General features: G+C 70.8%; 13 protein-coding genes. 9 read left to right on the top strand and 4 right to left on the bottom strand.

Annotated elements, in window-relative coordinates:
* Positions 1 to 14: 14 nt before the first annotated feature.
* On the bottom strand, positions 15 to 3,536 hold the full coding sequence (locus tag ACQPXD_RS16465) for a BTAD domain-containing putative transcriptional regulator (RefSeq protein ID WP_432839279.1): 3,522 nt from the start codon (positions 3,534 to 3,536) through the stop codon (positions 15 to 17).
* A 267-nt stretch (positions 3,537 to 3,803) separates the two neighbouring features.
* Between ACQPXD_RS16465 and ACQPXD_RS16470 the strand changes: the two genes are divergently transcribed.
* Complete coding sequence (locus tag ACQPXD_RS16470; protein ID WP_432839281.1) at positions 3,804 to 4,184, top strand: PPOX class F420-dependent oxidoreductase; 381 nt, start codon at positions 3,804 to 3,806, stop codon at positions 4,182 to 4,184.
* A gap of 76 nt (positions 4,185 to 4,260) precedes the next feature.
* Here ACQPXD_RS16470 and ACQPXD_RS16475 read toward each other — a convergent pair whose 3' ends face one another.
* Positions 4,261 to 6,339: a M4 family metallopeptidase gene (locus ACQPXD_RS16475; protein WP_432839283.1), complete on the bottom strand. Its 2,079-nt coding sequence runs from the start codon at positions 6,337 to 6,339 to the stop codon at positions 4,261 to 4,263.
* A 366-nt stretch (positions 6,340 to 6,705) separates the two neighbouring features.
* Here ACQPXD_RS16475 and ACQPXD_RS16480 point away from each other — a divergent pair, with 366 nt between their 5' ends.
* Complete coding sequence (locus ACQPXD_RS16480; protein ID WP_432839285.1) at positions 6,706 to 8,175, top strand: bis-aminopropyl spermidine synthase family protein; 1,470 nt, start codon at positions 6,706 to 6,708, stop codon at positions 8,173 to 8,175.
* 71 nt (positions 8,176 to 8,246) lie between these two features.
* Here ACQPXD_RS16480 and ACQPXD_RS16485 read toward each other — a convergent pair whose 3' ends face one another.
* Positions 8,247 to 8,501, bottom strand: a complete 255-nt coding sequence (locus tag ACQPXD_RS16485; RefSeq protein WP_432839287.1) for a Txe/YoeB family addiction module toxin — start codon at positions 8,499 to 8,501, stop codon at positions 8,247 to 8,249.
* On the bottom strand, positions 8,498 to 8,725 hold the full coding sequence (locus ACQPXD_RS16490; RefSeq protein ID WP_432843872.1) for a type II toxin-antitoxin system Phd/YefM family antitoxin: 228 nt from the start codon (positions 8,723 to 8,725) through the stop codon (positions 8,498 to 8,500). Before ACQPXD_RS16490 ends, ACQPXD_RS16485 begins: the two co-directional genes overlap by 4 nt.
* Positions 8,726 to 9,085: 360 nt before the next feature.
* Here ACQPXD_RS16490 and ACQPXD_RS16495 point away from each other — a divergent pair, with 360 nt between their 5' ends.
* The 7 genes from ACQPXD_RS16495 (at position 9,086) to epsC (ending at position 15,329) form a co-directional block, all read left to right on the top strand.
* Positions 9,086 to 9,640: a hypothetical protein gene (locus tag ACQPXD_RS16495; protein ID WP_432839289.1), complete on the top strand. Its 555-nt coding sequence runs from the start codon at positions 9,086 to 9,088 to the stop codon at positions 9,638 to 9,640.
* The gene (locus ACQPXD_RS16500; RefSeq protein ID WP_432839291.1) at positions 9,637 to 9,801 is read left to right on the top strand and encodes a hypothetical protein; all 165 of its coding nucleotides are present in this window, start codon (positions 9,637 to 9,639) and stop codon (positions 9,799 to 9,801) included. Before ACQPXD_RS16495 ends, ACQPXD_RS16500 begins: the two co-directional genes overlap by 4 nt.
* Positions 9,802 to 9,853: 52 nt before the next feature.
* Positions 9,854 to 10,177, top strand: coding sequence for a hypothetical protein (locus ACQPXD_RS16505; RefSeq protein WP_432839293.1), 324 nt, complete (start codon positions 9,854 to 9,856; stop codon positions 10,175 to 10,177).
* A gap of 447 nt (positions 10,178 to 10,624) precedes the next feature.
* Complete coding sequence (locus ACQPXD_RS16510) at positions 10,625 to 10,954, top strand: hypothetical protein (protein ID WP_432839295.1); 330 nt, start codon at positions 10,625 to 10,627, stop codon at positions 10,952 to 10,954.
* Between the two features lie 292 nt (positions 10,955 to 11,246).
* Positions 11,247 to 14,237, top strand: a complete 2,991-nt coding sequence (locus ACQPXD_RS16515) for an AfsR/SARP family transcriptional regulator (protein ID WP_432839297.1) — start codon at positions 11,247 to 11,249, stop codon at positions 14,235 to 14,237.
* Positions 14,238 to 14,375: 138 nt separating this feature from the next.
* Positions 14,376 to 14,678: a hypothetical protein gene (locus ACQPXD_RS16520; RefSeq protein ID WP_432839299.1), complete on the top strand. Its 303-nt coding sequence runs from the start codon at positions 14,376 to 14,378 to the stop codon at positions 14,676 to 14,678.
* 18 nt (positions 14,679 to 14,696) lie between these two features.
* Positions 14,697 to 15,329 carry a serine O-acetyltransferase EpsC gene (gene epsC / locus ACQPXD_RS16525; RefSeq protein ID WP_432839301.1) on the top strand — a complete coding sequence of 211 codons (633 nt, stop codon included), beginning with the start codon at positions 14,697 to 14,699 and terminating at the stop codon, positions 15,327 to 15,329.
* Positions 15,330 to 15,370: the final 41 nt, after the last annotated feature.

Below are 15,370 nucleotides of genomic sequence, written 5' to 3' on the forward strand. Positions count from 1 at the left end.
CACCGGGTGGAGATTCACCGCGACAGGGTGGCGAGCGCGGCCTCGCAGCGCGCCGTGGCGGGCGCGTGGTGCAGCTTGCGGGCCAGCTCCAGCGCCTCCCGGGCGCAGGCCGGGTCGCGCCGGGCGAGGGCGCGCAGGCGGCGCAGGTCCGGTTCGGCGAACCCGCTCTGGCCGGGCAGGCCGCGCTCCAGCGCGGCGCCGGCGGCCGCCGCGGCCCGCTCGGCGTGGCCCAGGGTCAGCAGGGCGTCGGCGTAGAGCGCCTCGAGGCGGCCGAAGCGGCGCATCGCGACGCCGAGGTGGTCGCGGGCGGCGGTCATCCGCTCCAGCCCGGCCGGCGCGCCGGCCCGCACCTCCGTCCAGCCCAGCACCAGCGAGGCGAGGCTGCGGTACTCCGGGTGCCCGCCCCGCTCGGCGTAGGCGAGGGTCTCGCTCGCCGCCCCGGCCGCCGCCACCGGGTCGTCGCGGTCCGCGGCCGCCGCGGCGACGAAGTTCGCGATGTACATGTGCAGGAACGGCTCGCCGACCTGCTCGGCCCGCTCCCGGGCCGAGCGCAGGTGCGCCTGCGCCGCGGCGTCGTCGCCGAGCAGCCCGCAGGCGATCGCGGCCGGCGCGTGCGCGCCGACGATCGGGTCCCAGTTGACGATCGGGAAGATCGGCTGCTCGCCGCCGGGCACCGCGGCCAGCGCCGCGGTGAAGCACCGGTGCGCGCGGGGCAGGTCCAGCACGGTCAGCGCGGCGTGGCCCGCGTGGACCTCGGCGACCAGCACCGCCCACGGGTCGGCGCCGCCCCGGTCCGCCGGGGACCGGGCGACGGAGACGGCGCGCCGCACGTCACCCATGGCGGTGTGGAAGGAGGCGTACCCCCACAACGCCGGCAGCACGTCGAGCACCGGCCGCCCGCGCAGGCGCAGCAGCAGCGGCTCCATCGCGGCGTACTGCCCGGCCACGAACGGCGCGAGGTACCCGTCGGTGGCCTGGTGCATGTAGGCGAGCCGGATGCGCAGGTCGAGCTCGGCGACGTCGCGCCGCTCGGTCGCCGGGGCCCGGTGCAGCACCTCCAGCGCCTCCTCCAGCAGCGCCGAGGCCTGCTCGTGGGCGGTCCGGTCGTAGGCCTCGCCGGCCGCCTCCGCCAGGCCGGGCACCACGTCGAACGGCGAGAGCACCGGCAGCGCCGCCCGCAGGTGCCCGGCCAGCTGCGCCGCGGTGCCCATCCCGGTGTCCCGCAGCGCCTGTGCCGCCCGCGCGTGCAGCCGGGCCCGCCGCAGCGGCCCCTGGTCCTGGTACGCCGTCTGCCGCACCAGGTCGTGCGAGAACCGCAGCAGCCCGGGATCGTCGGTGGCGGTCAGCAGCCCGGCGACGACGGCCGTGTCGAGGGTGTCGAACAGCGCCAGTTCGTCGATCTGCACCACTTCCCGCAGCACGGGTACGGCCACGTCGCGCCCCAGCACCGAGGCCACCGCGAGCACGGCGTTGACCTGCCCGGGCAGCCGGGCCAGGCGCCGGCGGAGCACCTCCTGGACCCGCACCGGCACGTGCTCGGGCGACAGCGTGTGCTCGGCCACGAGCACCCGCAGCAGCTCCACGACGAAGAACGGATTGCCGCCGGTGCGGTCGGCGAGCATCGCCACCGTCTCGTCCGGCACGCCGCCGCCGGTCACCGAGCCCGCCAGCGCGGCGATGCCGTCCGGCCCGAGCCCGTGCAGCGGCAGCCGGACCGCGGCCGGGTCGGCGACCAGCTCCGCGAGCACCCCGGCCAGCGGCGCCTCCGGGGCGAGCTCGGCCTCCCGGTACCCCACCGCCAGCAACACCCGGCTGCGCGGCAGCGCCTTGGCGAACATGGTCAGCAGCACGGTCGACGGCGCGTCCAGCCAGTGCGCGTCGTCGACGACGAGCACGAGCGGCGCGTGCGCGGCGAGGCGGCACAGCCCGTCGACGATCCCCTGGTACAGCCGCGACCGCGCCATCTCGGGGTCCGCCATGCGCTCGGCGGCCGGCAACGGCAGGATCTCGCCGAGCGTGGGATCCAGTACGGCGGGCAGGTTCCCGTACGGCGCGAACGCACCGGCCAGCGCCGCCGCGGCCGCTTCCCCGGAGGTCGCGATGCCCCGCAGGATCTGCGCCCACGGCAGGAACACCGGCGGCGCCTCCCCGTCGACCCCGGTCCCGGTCCCGACCGGCCCGGGCGCCCGCGCGGCGACCTCGCGCAGCAGCGCCGACTTGCCGATCCCGGGCGATCCGGAGACGAGCAGCAGCCGCCCCCGCCCACCGGCGACCTCCGCCACCAGCCGATCGACGATCCGCAGCTCCTCGCCCCGCCCCACCAGCTCGACGCCGTCCCGCTCGGGCGACATTTCCGAAATTTCCGAAATGTCGCCTGAATTCGCCGCCGCCTGCAGCGAGCGGGCGATCGTCGCTCCCGGGACGCTGGCCGCCGCGTCGCTGGACCGCGCCGTCCCGTCGCCGGGCCTGGCCCCCGCGTCGTCGGACCTGGCCCCCGCGTCGTCGGACCTGGCCCCCGCGTCGTCGGACCTGGCCCCCGCGTCGTCGGACCTCGCCGCCGCGCGCTCGGGCCTCGCCGCCGCGCGCTCGGGCCTCGCTCCCGCGTCGCCGGGCCTGGCCCCCGCGTCGCTAGGCCCTGCCGCCGCGCCCTCGCGCCTCGGCACCGCGCCCTCGTGCCTCGCCGCCCTGTCGTCGTGCAACGGCACCCCGTCGCCGGGCCTCGCCCCCGCACCGTCGGGCCTTGGCGCCGCGCCGCGGAGGCCATCCGCGTCGTCTGGCGCGGACAAATCGGAAATGTCGGTAACGGCGGTAGGAACGGCGCGGCCTGGAGCCGGGGGAGCCGAGCCGGGTGGGGTGGCCGGCGGCGATGCGAGATGGGGAGCCTGGCGGAGGATGTCCTGGGCCAGTTGCTGCAGGGCGGGGCCCGGTTCGATGCCCAGCTCGTCGATCAGGCCCGCGCGGGCGCGGGCGTAGGCCGCCATCGCGTCCGCCTGGCGGCCGCTGCGGTACAGGGCGAGCATGAGCTGGGCCCACAGGCGTTCGCGGTAGGGGGTCTCGGCGAGGGCGCCCTCGCTGCGGTACACCACCTCCGCCTCCCGGCCGAGGGCGAGCAGCGCGTCGAAGTGCCGCTCGGTCGCGGTCAGGCGAAGCTCGCTGAGGCGGCTGCGCTCGGCCCGGGCCAGCGGCGACTCGCCCAGCTCGGGCAGCGGGTCGCCGCGCCACAGCGCCAGGGCGCCGTCGAGGGTGCGCAGTGCGGCGGCCGGGTCGGTGGGCAGCTCGGCGGTGGCCCGCTCGACCGCGGCGGCGAAGCGGTTGGCGTCGACGGCCTCGGCGGGGACCTGCAGCACGTAGCCGGGTGCCCGGCTGACCAGCACGGCCGAGCGGTCGCGGGCGGTGCGGCCGGGCTCCAGCGCGCGGCGCAGGCGCGAGACGTACGCCTGCAGCGACGATATCGCCCGCTCCGGCGGCTCGTCGGCCCAGAGCTCGTCGATGAGCCGCTGCACGGAGACCACCCGGCCGGGCTGGCTGGCGAGCATGACGAGGACGGCGCGCTGCTTCGGCGTGCCGGTGTCGACGGGACCGTCCGGACCCGAGACCTCGAGCGGGCCCAGGACGTGGAACTGGAGGATGCGCCCTCCTCCCGACCGATCGGCGAAACCGTGCTGAACGGGCCGAAGCCCGCGTCGACGGCGCCGCGACGAGCGTACGGGCCGGGCCGGGCCGCGGGGGAGTCCAGGAGCTGGATGAAGACCCGAAACGGCGAGGCCGGACCAGCCGAACGGGCGGCGCCCTACGCTTGGCGCATGAGCGTCGTCGAGGACATCGGCAAGAGCAGGTACGTCAGCCTCACCACCTTCCGGCGCAGCGGCACAGGCGTCGCGACCCCCGTGTGGCACGCGCTGCACGACGGCGAGCTGTTCGTGGTGTCCGCCGCGGATGCCGGCAAGGTCAAGCGGATCCGCAACGACGGCCGGGTCACGGTGACGGCCTGCGACGTCCGGGGGCGGGTCAAGCCCGGGGCGCCGAGCGCGACCGGGACGGCGCGGCTGCTGGACGACGCGGGGACGCAGGCGGCCCGCGGGTACATCGAGCGCAAGTATCTGCTGTCCCGCCTGGGCAACGGTCTGAGCCGGCTGCTGCGCCTGCGCCGGCCGGACTCGATCGGCATCGTGATCAGCATCTGACCGGCGATAGGGACGACGGGGGACACGGAAGAGGGCCCGGGCGACGCGCGACCCGGGCCCTCAACACGTGGTACCGCTAGCTCAGCGTGACGGCCGTGTCGTCGATGACGAAGGAAGTCTGCAGCGACGAGTCCTCGCTGCCGCTGAACTTGATGCTCACCGTCGAACCGGCGAAGGAGTTCAGGCTGAAGCTCTTGAGCTGGTAGCCGGAGGCCTTGTTCAGGTTGGACAGCGTGCCCAGCGTGGTCGAGCCGGCCGAGATGGTCAGCTTGTCGTACTGGGTGGTGGTCGTCGTCTCAGCCGAGTCGATGTGCACGTAGAACGTGAGTGTCGCCGTGCAGCCGGCCGGGATGGTGACCGACTGGTTGATCGCCTCGGTGTGCGTCGAGCCGTAGCCGTCCAGCCAGGAGCTGTACGTGCCACCGTGGGCGGCCTGGCCCTGGCTGGCCCACTGGCCGATGGTGCCGGTGGTGCCGGACCAGTTCGCCGTGCCGGACTCGAAGCCGGGGTTGAGCAGCTTCTGGCCCGTGCAGCCGCCGGTCGGCGGCGTGGTGGTGGGCGGAGCGGTCGTCGGCGGCGCGGTGGTGGGCGGCGGCGTGGTGCCACCGGTGCAGGTCGGGTCGCCCGACTGCGCCGGCACGGACACCGCGTCCCACGCGGCCTTGACCGTGTTGAACTGGGTGCAGCTGCCCGGGAACAGGTTCTTGGCCGCGGTCAGCGTCCAGGTGCGGTACTTCAGGTACGACGACGACGAGGTCTTCATCAGCATCGCGTTGTACATGACCTTGATGGCGTTCTGGATGCCCAGCGGGTTGCTGACGGTCGAGCTGTTGCAGGTCGGGCTGGCGGGCTGGCCGTTACCGGCGGAACCCTGGGCCATCAGGTAGAACCAGTGGTTGCCGGGGCCGGCGGCCGCGTGGACCTCCTGCGACGGCGTGCTGCTGGAGTAGCAGTTGGAGTCGCCGACGGCCGACGGGTTGTACATGTTGCGGATCGGGCCGCTGCCGACGAGGTTGACCTCCTCGCCGACCAGGTAGTCCGGCGGGTCGTTCGGGTTGTTCGCGTACCACTCGGTGGCCGCGCCGAACGTGTCCGCGACGAACTCCTGGGTGCCGCTCTTGGAGATACCGCCCGGCGTGTGGTCGTCGATGCCGTGGCCGTTCTCGTGGCCGACGACGTCGGCGGAGGCGATCCACTGACCGGCGGTGTTCTTGCCGATCTGGACCTGGGTGCCGTCGTAGTAGGCGTTCTGGTCGTTCAGGCCGACCCGCAGCGGCCAGCCGCCGCCGGCGCCGTCGAAGCCGTTACGGCCGAGCCACGACGACAGCATCGAGATCTCCTGCTGCGCGACGTACAGCGCGTCGACGCAGCCGGTCTCGCGGTTGGTGCCGGTCCCGTTGCCCCACACGTCGTCCGAGCCGCTGAACGTGGTGTTGTTCGCCGCGTCCTGGCAGGACAGGCCCGTGATGGACGGGTCCTTGAGGCTGTAGGTGCTGCCGGAGTGCGTGGTGTTGAGCGTCACCGAGCCGTTGATCCAGCCGGTGCCGGAGCCCTCCATCACGTGCTCGGTCGTGTTGAGCACGGCGCCGGTCAGCGCGTCGACGTCGACGCTGAGCCGGCTCACGCCCTCCGCGCCGATGCCGTTCAGCGTGGTCTCGTAGGCGAGCTTCGCCGCGCCGTCGAGCGTGTAGACGACGAGCTTGGTGCCCTCGACGTTGCTGACGGAGGTCAGCTGCTTGCGGGCGACCGCCTCGGCGTCCGAGGCCTTGATCTTCGCGGTGGTCGAGAGGTTGCCGATCGCCTTGGTCTGCGACACCGACGTGTACGTCGTCGCGCCGGACTTGTCGGTGACGACGACGAAGTCGCCGCCGACGACGGGCAGGCCCTTGTAGGTGCGGTCGTACGCGATGTACTTCGAGTTGCCGTAGGCCGTGACCGACTTCTGCACGTAGGCGTCGTCGGTGCTGGGCTGGATCGCGCTCGGCTTGCTCTTGACGAACGAGTCGACCTGCAGGGCGGCGGCGGCGTTGGAGACCTCGACCCCCTCCGCGGAGGGGGCTGGGGGCGAGGCTTGCACGGCCGCGGCCGTGCCGGCTGTTACCAGCCCGACCGCGAACACACCGGCCGCTGTAGCGAACCGTGGTGAGAGCTTCAAAGGGTGCCTTCTTTCAGCAACGACCCACCCCACCGGGGAATGTTGACGGGGTGCGCCGGAACCAATGGAGACACGCGCTCGTCGAAACGTGTGGTTGACCGGCGTGCGCGCCGTACGGCCGGCCTGCCTCCCCATCGACTTGCAGCGATGCGGTGACGATCACACATTCATCAATCTTTGGACAAGAGTCGATTCCCTAGCTTGACCCTCGCCCCCACCCTGTACTTCGGGTGGTGAAACATGTTGGAAATCTTGCGCTCCGTAGAGACCGGGCCGGAAATACCGCTACTCCTCGTTAACTTTTAACTGGCAAGTAGCTCTTTGTGAGTGATCGACGTCGGTCCGTGGTGGTGTTAGGGTGCCTCGGTGAACGCCGAGCCGATCGACGCGGTGGCCGCCGTCGTCTCGGAATACGGGATCGCGGGGCGCCGGCTGCGCGAGCTGATCGCCCGCCTGACCGAGTCCACCGCGACCCTCGACGATCTCGTCCGCGACTTCGCCGTGCCGCGCCGCACGGTCGAGGCGCTGCTGCGCGCGGCCGGGCCGGACGTGCACGCCGAGGCCGGGCGCTTCACGATCGTTTCGTCGATGCGGCAGCGGTACCGTGCGTGCTTCGGCGCCGACGCCCTGCACCACGACCCCGAGGTGCCGGACATGGCCGGGCTCGTCGCCGCCGCCCCCGCCGCCGACCAGGAGCTCGACCACGTCTCGGCCACCGCGGAGACGGCCGAGCGCCGCGCCCGCTGGCTCGCCACCACCTACGACCTGGCCGGCGCCCACCTGGTGTGCATCGGCGACCACGACCTGACCTCGCTCGCCGTGCGCCGAGCCGTCCCCGGCCTGCGGGTCAGCGTCGTCGACGTCGACGAGCGCCTGCTGGCCTACATCGACGCCCAGCGCGCCGGCATCGCCTGCTACTCCGCCGACCTGCGCTTCGGCCTGCCGCCGGTGCTCGCCGGCAGCGCCGACCTGATCTTCTCCGACCCGCCGTACACCCCCGAGGGCGTGCAGTTGTTCCTCGGCCGGGGCGCCCAGGCACTGCGCGACCGCACCAACGGCCGGCTCGTCATGGCCTACGGCTTCAGCCCGCTGACCCCGGCGCTGGGCCTCAAGGTCCAGCGCGCCCTGCTCGACCTCGACCTGGTCATCGAGGCGATGCTGCCGGCCTTCAACCGCTACCACGGCGCCCAGGCCGTCGGCAGCGCCAGCGATCTCTACGCGTGCCGCCCGACCTCGGGCACCTGGCAGGTCCTGGACCGCCGGCTCGACCGGCTGGCCGGCTCGGCCAACATCTACACCCACGGCGGCCGCTCGCTGGAGGGCACCGCGGCCCGCGGCCCGGCCCGCGTCCTCGGCGGCGGCCCGCTCGCCGCGGACGAGGTCTCCCTCGACCTGACCGCCGACCCCGGCCCGTGGCTGGCCCGGGTGCTGCTCGCCCTCAACGCGCCCGCGGTGACGCTGCTGGTCGCCAACAACCACCCCGACCTGCGCGACGAGCCCTCCCAGGCGGCCCTGCGCGCCCTGGTCGCCGCGAAGTACGACCTGAGCCTGCGCCGCAGCACCCCCGGCCCCCGCCAGGCCACCGTCGAGGCGACCCGCCGCCCCGCGCCCGGCCCCGCCGACGTGGCCGGCTGGCTGCTCACCCACGCCCACGGCAAGGTCGGCAACGTGCTGCGGGATGCCTTGCTGCGCGCGGATCCGACCCTGGCCAGGTCGGCCGCCCGGACCCGGGCCGAGGCGCTGGCCGCCCGGCCCGAGCACCTCGACGCGCGCCTGCTCGACCTGCCCCGGCACGCCATCGTCACCCTCCTGACAGCGGGACAGGCCATCCGATAGTCCGCACAGGTTCAGGGTTCAAGGCGCCTCCGGCGCGGAGGGCCTGAAGAGGTGCGGCTTTGGGTGGAGCGCTATTCATGGTGGTAGCGGCACTGCACGATCTGGACGGTGTCGTCGACGATCCGGTGCACGAGCCGGTGCTCCTGGTCGATGCGGCGGGACCAGAAGCCGGCCCAGTTGCCGCGAAGCTGTTCGGGCTTGCCGATGCCCTGGTGGCCGTTGCGGCGGATGTCCTCGATCAGCGCGTTGACCCGGCGGAGCAGCTGACGGTCCTGCTGCCAGCTCAGGTAGTCCTGCCAGCCCCGGGAGGCGAACTGGACCTTCACGCGGCTTCCGCGTCGCCGTCCGGGTCGATCAGGTCGTGCACCTCGCCGCCGCCGGCGCGCAGTTCCTCGATGGCCTCGTTCAGCCGCCGAGCGTTGGCGGGGCTGGCCATCAGGTAGGCCGTCTCCTTCAGCGACTCGTACTCGCGCAGCGAGATGATGACCGCGGCCTCACGTCCAGACCGCGTGACCACAACCTCTTCGGCATCGTCCACGACCTGGTCGATACAGCAACCAGCCGCACCGAGCCCGGACCACGCCGAAGCTGAAACCGTTGTGCTGCGACGGGTTCAGCTCGTCCCGCTGCCGAGACGTTGTATCAACGCCTCGGTAGCGCAATGATTGGACACATGACCATCGCCGCATGGCCCGTGGCTCATCGTAGTCAGCTTGTTCATGCGTACAAGCCTGGCGAACGCTCAGCCTCGGAGGGCCCGTTCCGGACGCTACGAAAGCACGCTTGGGCAACGTCTGGCGTCCGGGTCACGCCTCGCCATGGAAGTCGGCTTGAAGGTCAATTGACCATATTTAGCTCCCTCAATCTGGAGTCAGCTCGGCTCGCTAGGCACGGAAACAGGGAAGCGGCTGTGCGCATCGCAGCTGCGGCGACCACCCTGGAGTCTGGGCCTACATTCAGATCTCTTAGTGAGATCCTCGCCGAAATGCCCGCATTGGATGCCAAAGACGTGGTGGATGGCGTTATTCCCGACCCTGCGCCTGAAGGATTGATGCGGGCGCTCAGAGCCGTGGCGCACGAGACTGAGCGGATTCGCGACCACGTAGCAGGCGCCGAGCTCGCAGAGATCATCGTCGGCCGGGTCAAGGAAATACACGAAAGTTATGTGCTCCTTGTGCTGATGAGTGGTCCCGAGACACTCATCCCACGCTGGATGGCGCGTGCGGCTGGGAGAGCTACGGTGGGCGCCCTCCTAGCTCTTGTGACGGACAAGCTTGACGGTGCCAGTGCTGTCGTTGAGGCTCTGCCAGCGATAGACGTCAACGACGATACACAGATAGGCGCTTTTACGCCGTTCGGGCGAAGTGACAAGCGGGCGCTCAGCATCACTGCTGCTGATGAGCGCTTGCTTGCCGGAGAACCAGAACCCCTACACGTGCTGATACCGGTCGCGGTCCAGCGATGACCGAGCCCGAGTGGCTTGTCCGCGCGGGTCGGGCAGACGACCGGGAGATCCTTGCCTCGTTCTCCTGCGCGGATCTGGCACACGCATGGGAGCTTGAAGTAGAGCATTTCATCCAGAAGCAACTGCTGGACGAATGGGCTTTGGCGCCCCAGCGCGGCTGACGACGATCCGCGGCTCCTGCTCGGCTTCACTATGCAGGGAGATCTGTTCGGTGTGGCGGCGCACGAGCGAGTATTTTTGCAACGACAAGATGGCGCGAAGTTCGCCGCCACTAAGCTGGAAATTGTCGCGTTGGCAAAGAGTTGGCAGAGGCGACGATTTGCGGCCGGTGATCGAGCGAGTGACGTGCTGATGTCGGCCGCAATGGCCGATATCGCCGAACGAGTGCCGCCACGCGACGCTCGCGTCTTTGCAATCGTGCACGAAGACAACCTGCGCAGCCTGGCGCTTTGTCGTCGACATGGCCTCGTTCAAGAGTTGAGCCGCGCGCATCCGCAGTATCGCCGACCTATCACTGCCCACCGCTCGTCGCCCTAGACGAGTGATTCGTGTGCCCAGCAGAACTGGAGGTGAGACCGTGAGCGGGCCAGGGCTCCGGCAAGGTAGTTGTATGACCGGTTCAGGTGATTCCGAGTAGTTGGAGTGGTCGGTAGGGGTTTCTGCTGTTGTGGCGGAGCACCTGGATGATCATCGAAAGGCCACGCCCGCCCCTATACCGCCACAATCCGGAGCGTCCACACCCAACCACCCGCAACGGTCATATCGCTACCTTGCCGGATCCCTAGGGTGCCGATGCTCTCTCGGGTGTGGAGGCGGAATATGTCGCGGAGGATCGGCGCCTCGGTGTCGTGCGGGACGAGTTTGGCGGTGGTGGGCACCGCGGGTGGCCGGGTGCCCACCGCCAGCAGTGCGGTCAGCGGGTAGCGCACGCCGCGTGGGTCACGCGGGGTCTGCAACCGCGGTCAGCGCGCGCGGCAGGCCGCTGTGTTCGCCACCGGTGACGGCGCGGCCGGGCTGATGGCGGTGGATGCCGTGACGGCCAGTACCGAGATGAACGACGATGCCATCGGCGGGTGCCGCCTTCCTCGGAGCCGTGAAGCGTCACACTCCATGATCATCGATGCGGCCTCACCCGCTTCCTTCGCCTCCGCAGCGGCCAATCACGCTTCAAACCCACTGGTCAAAGGCTTCCCGCCCGCCTATGCAATGGCCCTGACAATGACGCACCTGGCTACCCGGAACCAGCTGAACAGTTGCTCGGAAAACCTCCGGGTGCCGACCTGTGGATCGACCGGACTCGACCGGTTATCCTAGTTGCGCAGCAGCTCGCATCGGCGATGGATCGGTGGTGGCGCTGCGTGACCTGTCATCGTCTACCACCCCATTCTGTCAATGTGGCGACACAGTTTATTGATGTGTCGTTGGCTGTGGCGCAACTGCGCCGTTGCGCATCCCTGATAATGTCCATCTTTGGGAAAATTCCGACAAGCTAGCGTATTGCCGCCGCAATGTCCGCGCGCTCGAGGTTGATCTGGATGGATATAATCACCGAGTAGACGGATACAATCACCGAGCCGGCGCGTCGGGCCACCCTCGGAGGGGACTGATGGAACTGCGACTCCTCGGCCCGCTTGATCTTGTCATAGGTGACCGCTCGCTCCACATCGGCGGGCCGCGGCAGCAGGTCATCCTGGCCATGCTCGCGTTGAACGTCAACAAGGTGACCTCGATCGACACCCTCATCGAGGCGGTCTGGCAGACGACTCCTCCGATCACCGCCCGTGGCCAGGTCCAGGTGTGCATCTCGGGGTTGCGCAAACTGTTCACCGAGGCCGGTTTCCCGGAGGCGATCAGCACCCGGGAGCCCGGTTACACGCTGCGGCTGGCGCCAGAATATATGGACAGCCTGAGGTTCGTTAAGCAACTCGCCGCAGCGAGGGTCCACATCGACGCCGGCCGCACCGTCGACGCGGTCACCACGCTCCGGGCGGCGCTGGCGTTATGGCGCGGCCCGGCCCTTGCCGGGGTGCAGAGCGAGCTCGTCCGGCGCGGCGCAACCGGGGTGGAGGAGTTACGGGCCGCCGCGATCGAGGACCGACTCCGCCTGGAGCTCAAGCTCGGCTGGCACCTGGAGCTTGTTCCCGAGCTCCAGTCACTGATCGGCGAATACCCGCTGCGCGAGCGGCTGTACGGATATCTCATGCTGGCGCTTTACCGGTGCGGTCGCCAGGCCGAGGCGCTGGGGATCTACCGCCGGGCCCGCGCCACGCTGATCGGAGAGGTCGGCGTGGAGCCCGGTCCGGAGCTCCAGGATCTCGAGCGGGCCATCCTGCACCGGGACCCGTCGATCGACGGTCCGCGGGTCGAGGCGGTGCACGAGGCGCCGGCGGTGCGCAGCGAGCCGCTGCCGGAGCTGGGCCGGCGGATGTTGCCGCGGCAGCTGCCGGCGGGCATCGCGGACTTCACCGGCCGGGTCGTCGAGATCGAGGAGATCACCCGGCTGCTGTCCGAGCGGGAGGCCCGCCACGCGATGCAGATCGTGGCACTGTCCGGCCGGGGTGGCGTCGGCAAGTCGAGCCTGGCGGTACATGTGGCGCACATCCTCAACGAGCGGTTCGAGGACGGGGTCCTCTACGCCGAGTTACGCGGCTCCACCGGCGGCGACGGGACCGCCATGCAGTTGGCGCGGTTCCTGCGCGCGTTGGGCATGCAGGGCGCCGCGATCCCGGACGAGGTGGGCGAGCGGGTGGCGCTCTACCGCAGCTGCCTGGCGTCGCGGCGGGTGCTGGTCCTGCTCGACGACGTGATCGACGAGGAGCAGGTGCTGCCGCTGTTACCGGGTAGCCCGACGTGCGCGGTGATCACCACCAGCATCCATCGACTGACCGGCATACCCGGCGCGCACCACGTCACCGTCAACGCGTTCGGGCCGAACGAGTCGATCGAGATGCTCAGCCGGATCATCGGTCCGGCCCGGGTGGAGAGCGAGCAGACGGCGGTCGCCGAGCTGGGCGAGCTCTGCGACGGGTTACCCCTGGCCCTGCGTATCGCGGCGGCCCGGCTGTCGTCCCGGACGCGTTGGCCGGTCAGCCGGCTCGTGCACCGGCTGCGCGACGAGGTCGGGCGGCTGGACGAGCTGGAGCACCGCGGCTGGGAGTTACGGTCCAGCATCGCGCTGACCCACGAGAGCCTCGACGAGTCCGCGGAGCGGTTGTTCCTGCTGCTGTCGATGATCGGGGCCACGGACGTCGCGTCGTGGATCGGTGCGGCGCTGCTCGATACCGATCTGTCCACCGCGGAGGAGACCCTCGAGCGGCTGGTCGACGCGCACGTGCTGGAGATGGTGGAGTTCCCGGACGCCAGGGGTGTGCGGTACCGGTTCCACGACCTGATCCGAGTCTACGCGCGGGAGCAGCTGGCGAAGATCGAGCCCGGCGAGCGGGACGCGGCGCTGGTCAGGGTCCTCGGCGCGTGGCTGGCGCTGGCCGAGTTCGCGCACAGCAAGGAGTACGGCGGCGACTACACGATCATCCACGGCTCGGCGCCCCGCTGGCGTCCGCAGAACGCCGACCTGGGCTTGATCGTCAGCGACTCGATGGACTGGTGGGACAGCGAGCGTCCGGCGCTGGTGGCCGCGGTGCGCCAGGCGGCCGACGCCGGGCACCACGAGGTGTGCTGGGACCTGGCGCTCAGCTGCACCACGCTGTTCGAGTCGCGGGGCTACTACGACGACTGGAAGGAGGTCGTCGGCGTCGCCCTCGCCGCGGTGCAGCGCGCCGGGAGCCCCACCGGGATCGCCGCCATGACGTACTTGACGGGCACGCTGCTCATGTTCCAGAGCCGGTTGACCGAGGCGGCGGACTGCTTCCGGCGGGCCATGGACCTGTTCGAGGCCCAGGGACACGACCACGGCAGGGGACTCGTGCTGCGCAACTGGGCCCACGTGGACGGTCTGCAGGGCAACAGCGACGAGATGATGGCGAAGTACGGTCGCGCGCTGGCCCTCCTGCAGGACGTCGGCGACCGCATCGGCGCCGCGCACGTCATGCGCAGTCAGGCGAAACACTGGCTCGCCAGTGGCGACCTGACCACCGCCCGGCAACTGCTGGGTCCGGCTCTGGACATCTGCCGCGAGGTGGGCTGCGTCCGCGTCGAGTCGCAGGTGCTGCACAGCTTCGCGGAGCTGCACACCATCGCCGGCGACCTGGATCTGGCCCGCGAGCAGCTCAACCGGGTGCTGCGGGTGGTCCGGGACCGCGGCGACCGGATGGGTGAGGCGCACGTGCTCTACGGGCTGGGTATCGTGCGTTACCAGGAGGGCCGGCTGGACACCGCGCGGGCCATGGTCACGCACGCGCTGGAGATGGCCCGCGACTGCGGCGACCTGATGATCGAGGCGAAGTCCCACTTCACCCTCGGGGAGATCGAGATCGCCCAGGGTGACCGGGAGTCCGGCGTCACCCACCTGCGCGCCGCGGCGCGTCTGTTCGAGGATCTCGGCGCGACCGCGTGGGCGGCGCAAGCGCGGGTGCTGCTGCCGGCCGTCGAGGGTAGCGACACCGACGCCGACTCCTACTCCGCGCTCACCGAGAGCTGATCCGGCGGAGCATCCAGGCCGCGTTCGCCAGGGACCCTGGCCCCGCCGCAGCGCCGGCCGGCCGCTGCCGTGCGTACAAAGGCCGGCGAATCCCATTGAAAGCGAACTGGAGGCCGCCCGAAAGCGGCCGGTGATGTGATGTCAGGGGCACAAGACGACGTGGTCGGTTGCCGCCCCGGTCATCATTTCTTCGACATCGACGGACGCGAGGTCGAAATGCCGCACGTGAATATCAAATACTTTCCGGTCGCCCTGTCCGAGACCCAGGAGTCGGTACTGCTGCAAAAAGTGACGGACGCCGTGACAACTGCGTTCGGGGTTGACGAAGGCGTGGTGTCGATTTCCCTCGAACCGGTCGAAAAGGACCAGTGGACCGAGCGCGTGTACCGTCCCGAAATCGTCAACCGCACCGACGTCCTGCGCAAGGTCCCGAACTACTGAAGCGGAAGGACCGGTCCGGTGGAGGACCTGCCAAAGTTACTGCGGACGCTCCGGGAGGACCTGCGCACCGTCGTCGAGCGCGATCCGTCCGTACACACCAAGCTCGAGGCACTGCTGCACCCCGCGCTTCCGGCGGTCTGGACCCATCGCCTGGCCCACCGGTTGCACCGGCGCGGCTGGCGCGTCCTGGCCCGGCTGGCGATGACGATGGCCCGGGCGGTCACCGGCGTGGAGATCCATCCGGGTGCGGTGCTGGGCCGCCGGGTGTTCGTCGACCACGGTGCATCGGTGGTGATCGGTGAGACCGCGGTCGTCGGCGACGACGTCACCATCTACCCCCAGGTGACCCTCGGCGCGGTCGGCTGGCGCCGGGACAACCTGCGAACCGAGGGCGAGCGCCGGCACCCCAAGATCGGCGCCGGCGTCCTGCTCGGCACGAACGCCACCGTGCTCGGGCCGGTCGAGATCGGTGAGGGTGCGGTCATCGGCGCGCAGGCGCTCGTCGTCGACGACGTACCCGCGTTCGCCCGGGTGCTGGCACCCGTCGCCGGTCCGCATCGCCGCGGCCGCGCGGCGGAGCGCCGAGGCGAGCCCGGCCAGCCGCACGCCGTCGAGCTGTTGCGGCACAACGCATCGGCCGGCTCCTGGTGAGTGCGCCGGCACCCGGACGACATTTGCTAACGACACTGGAG

The organism is Dactylosporangium sp. CA-092794 (assembly GCF_050948465.1).
GTDB lineage: Bacteria > Actinomycetota > Actinomycetes > Mycobacteriales > Micromonosporaceae > Dactylosporangium.